This window comes from Nocardia sp. NPDC057440, from assembly GCF_042802915.1.
Taxonomy (GTDB): Bacteria; Actinomycetota; Actinomycetes; order Mycobacteriales; family Mycobacteriaceae; genus Nocardia.
Genome location: NZ_JBHVDF010000007.1, coordinates 11,628 through 13,521, shown reverse-complemented (window position 1 = coordinate 13,521; position 1,894 = coordinate 11,628). Strand labels below are relative to the sequence as shown.

The window sequence follows — 1,894 nt, the reverse complement described above, 5'->3', positions numbered from 1 at the left end:
CCCGCCCCGGGGGGGGGGGGGCGCCCCTCTCCCTTGGCGGGGGGGGTTTGGGGTTTTTGTCGCCCCCCCCCCCCGCCGCCCTCTCTTCGCACCGAGACGTTGTGCACCCCAATCGAATTCCGGCGAGGGCGGTTCCCACTGCTCAGACCGCGACAATCGGGGCGCGATCGGTCCACAGCTAGCAGTACAACTGGACGACGACGCGACATGCCCGGTCCACATGGTTGTCCGCGACGGCACGGAACTCATTGCGACAGAGCGCTTCTCTGCGGATCTCGCACGTCACAACTGGTTGCTGACCACGATCGGCGTCGTGATCGACGAGGCAGACCGGTTCCCTACCCTCGCGCGGCAGCATGCTCCCTAGCTCAGCGAGCCGTGGCAGCGACACAGGCAACCATGTGGTCCGGCTCGTCGAACCTCGCCTCGACATAGAGTGAGGCCGTGGGCGTGGTGGTCGTTGTCGCGGTGGTCGTTGTCGTGGGACTCATCGTTGTGGGGATGTTCGGCGGGCTGCACTGGTATCTGTGGCGGCGGCTCGTGCGGGATACGACGGCGCGCGGGTCGATCGCCCGCCGAGCGGGTACCGGGGTGATCATCGCGGGGCCGGTGCTGTTGATCGGCGCGTTCGTGGCCGAATCGGCCGGGATTCCGTTCCTGATCATCCAGATGATCGCCTGGCCCGGCTATATGTGGGGCGCGCTGTTGGTCTATCTCGTGCTGTGGCTGCTCGCGGGCGAGCTGATCCGGCCGCTCTTCCGACGGTGGACCGCCGGGGCTGACAGCTCCGCGACATTCGTCCCGGCACCCGAGGACGTACTGGTTCCTGCAACCGAGGTATCCGACGCCGCGGCGCGAGATCGACAGGAACAGCAGGAACATCCCGCGCCGGTTTCACGGCGGCTCTTCGTTTCTCGCGCGGCGAGCGGTGCGGCGGCACTGGCGGCGGTGACCACCGTCGGCTACGGCAGCTACGGCGTGCTGAGCGGGCCGCGGGTGAAGCAGTTGACGCTGCCGCTGGCCAATCTGCCGCGCGCCGCGCACGGATTCCGGATCGCCGTGGTCAGCGATATTCATCTCGGACCTATTCTGGGCCGCGGGTTCGCCGAGCGGGTGGTCGAGACGATCAACGGCACGCAGCCGGACCTCATTGCCGTAGTGGGCGATCTGGTCGACGGTAGCGTCGAGCACCTGCGGTCAGCGGTCGAACCGCTGTCGCGGCTACACGCGCGACACGGCGCCTATTTCGTCACCGGTAACCACGAATACTTCTCCGGCGCCGAGCAATGGACCGAGCACGTGCAGGAACTCGGTCTGCACCTGTTGGCGAACAGCCGAACCGAACTGCCGCATTTCGACCTCGCAGGCGTCAACGATATCCAGGGTGAACGTATCGGGCAGGGGCCGGATTTCGTCGCGGCGCTCGGAGACCGAGATCTCGCGCGTACCGCGGTGCTGCTGGCGCACCAGCCGGTGCAGATCCACGACGCGGTCGAGTTCGGCGTCGATCTGCAACTGTCCGGCCACACCCACGGCGGCCAAATGTGGCCGGGCAATTTCCTTGCGAGCCTGGCCAATCCGACCGTCGCCGGCCTGGAACGCTATGGCGACACCCAGCTCTACGTCACCCGTGGCGCAGGCGCGTGGGGACCTCCGGTCCGTGTGGGCGCCCCCTCCGATATCACCGTGATCGAGCTCGCGTCGAAACAGGCGTGACGCTCCAGGAACCCGGGAACGTCCAGCCGTGTTGGTCCACGCACTGCGGACCGAGGGCATCGGTCCGGCCGTGGGGGGGGGGGGGGGGGGCCCCCCCCCCCCCGCGCCCGGCCCCCCCCCCCCCCCCCGACCAGCACAGCAACACTAAAGACACACAACAGCCAACCGCCCAACCCCC

1 protein-coding gene is annotated in these 1,894 nt (G+C 68.1%); it reads left to right on the top strand.

All coding sequences use genetic code 11. The features are described 5' to 3' along the window. The first annotated feature begins 444 nt into the window (after nucleotides 1-444). The gene (locus ACFU4Z_RS16100) at nucleotides 445-1,716 is read left to right on the top strand and encodes a metallophosphoesterase (protein ID WP_379063526.1); all 1,272 of its coding nucleotides are present in this window, start codon (nucleotides 445-447) and stop codon (nucleotides 1,714-1,716) included. Nucleotides 1,717-1,894 lie beyond the last annotated feature (178 nt).